General features: G+C 64.9%; 1 CRISPR repeat array.

From position 1 onward, the window contains the following. Window position 1: 1 nt before the first annotated feature. A CRISPR array of direct repeats spans window positions 2–1,307; the repeat unit is 25 nt; unit sequence TCATCCCCGCTTACGCGGGGCGGAC. Between the last annotated feature and the right edge of the window lie 3 nt (window positions 1,308–1,310).

The following is a 1,310-nucleotide window of genomic DNA, read 5'->3' as shown; positions in this document are numbered from 1 at the left end:
CTCATCCCCGCTTACGCGGGGCGGACTGCAGTCTCGCTAGCTCTGTGCGTAGGCGTTTGGGCTCATCCCCGCTTACGCGGGGCGGACTGCCTTCCCTCGCCCGCGCACGCCGCATTATCGGGCTCATCCCCGCTTACGCGGGGCGGACTTGTCACCGTAACGTCCGAAGCTGGAACATATGGGCTCATCCCCGCTTACGCGGGGCGGACAGTAACACGGGTGACGCCGCCACGCGGGCCAACGGCTCATCCCCGCTTACGCGGGGCGGACTTTAAACCAGAAAATGAGGAAGAGTGGCACGAGGGCTCATCCCCGCTTACGCGGGGCGGACTGCATCTGCTATGCGGTAGTGAGCTGGGACTTCGGCTCATCCCCGCTTACGCGGGGCGGACAATCTGCGCTCACATGATGCTGTGCGTGATATGGGCTCATCCCCGCTTACGCGGGGCGGACGGGGGCTGTACCGGGCGTTGGCCCCGCACCTTAGGCTCATCCCCGCTTACGCGGGGCGGACAACCAGACAAACGAGCCCAATAACACGCTTGAGGGCTCATCCCCGCTTACGCGGGGCGGACGAATGAGTGCACTTGCACTAATCATCGCGGTGGGGCTCATCCCCGCTTACGCGGGGCGGACGCTGCTTCGAGTACCGCGAGGGCACGGTCACAGGGCTCATCCCCGCTTACGCGGGGCGGACTCATCGCTATCAGGGCTGTGCGGCCCTTGTTGGGGCTCATCCCCGCTTACGCGGGGCGGACTAGGCAATCATGCGCTTCATCCAGTCGGTGTAGGGCTCATCCCCGCTTACGCGGGGCGGACGATACATCGAAGGAATGTTTATCGCGCTAGTAAGGCTCATCCCCGCTTACGCGGGGCGGACGATGCCCAGAGCGGTACTCGTAATCAATCATTGGGCTCATCCCCGCTTACGCGGGGCGGACCGAAGAAGATCTCGGATACGGGCAGCGCGGGGCGGCTCATCCCCGCTTACGCGGGGCGGACGTACTTCACTTGCGTTACTTCCATTAATAGTGAGGCTCATCCCCGCTTACGCGGGGCGGACCGTCCACGACAGAGCGCGCGGAGGTCACCCACGGGCTCATCCCCGCTTACGCGGGGCGGACAACTCCGTCTTGTACCGATTCTCGCCCTGCTGGGGCTCATCCCCGCTTACGCGGGGCGGACTTGAATGGCGCGAAGATCTTTTTGCCGCGCTAGGGCTCATCCCCGCTTACGCGGGGCGGACGGGCCAACGCCGAGTATGGATAGCCGATTCTGGGGCTCATCCCCGCTTACGCGGGGCGGACTCG

Source organism: Corynebacterium sp. HMSC05D08 (assembly GCF_001807215.1).
In the GTDB taxonomy this organism is placed as follows: Bacteria; Actinomycetota; Actinomycetes; order Mycobacteriales; family Mycobacteriaceae; genus Corynebacterium; species Corynebacterium striatum.
Note: the sequence above shows the minus strand (reverse complement) of the source record. Positions and strands in the feature narration are given on the sequence as shown.